This window comes from Mesorhizobium sp. M2E.F.Ca.ET.209.01.1.1 (assembly GCF_004010375.2).
Classification (GTDB): domain Bacteria; phylum Pseudomonadota; class Alphaproteobacteria; order Rhizobiales; family Rhizobiaceae; genus Mesorhizobium.
In genome coordinates this window covers 1-338 of the sequence record NZ_SADP02000650.1, presented here as the reverse complement: position 1 = coordinate 338, position 338 = coordinate 1, and the positions used below count along the sequence as shown (strand labels likewise).

Here is a 338-nt window from a genome sequence, read left to right as displayed (position 1 = left end):
CCGGCCAGCGTGCCGCCGATGCCGAGATGCGCCGACTGGCGCACGCGCGGATTGACCATCGGCACGATCTTCCAAAGCCGCGCGGCGATTTCCCGCGAGACGCCGAAGATGCCGGCCGGAATGCCGCCGGCGATCGCCTTGCCGGCGACCAGAATGTCCGGCTCCAGCCCGTGCAACGCTGTGTAGCCGCCGGGACCGCTGGAGATGGTGTGCGTCTCGTCGATGATCAGCACCGTCCCGGTGCGGCGGGTGATCTCGCGAAGTGCGGCGTGAAAACCCTCGGCGACCTGGATCATGCCGAAATTGGTCATCAGCGGTTCGGTCAAAACGCAGGCGAC

At 67.2% G+C, this 338-nt stretch carries 1 protein-coding gene; it reads right to left on the bottom strand.

Annotated elements, in window-relative coordinates:
- Positions 1-311, bottom strand: a 311-nt coding sequence (locus EN852_RS37290; RefSeq protein ID WP_246694542.1) for an aminotransferase class III-fold pyridoxal phosphate-dependent enzyme, incomplete at its 3' end; no start/stop codon positions are given.
- Positions 312-338: the final 27 nt, after the last annotated feature.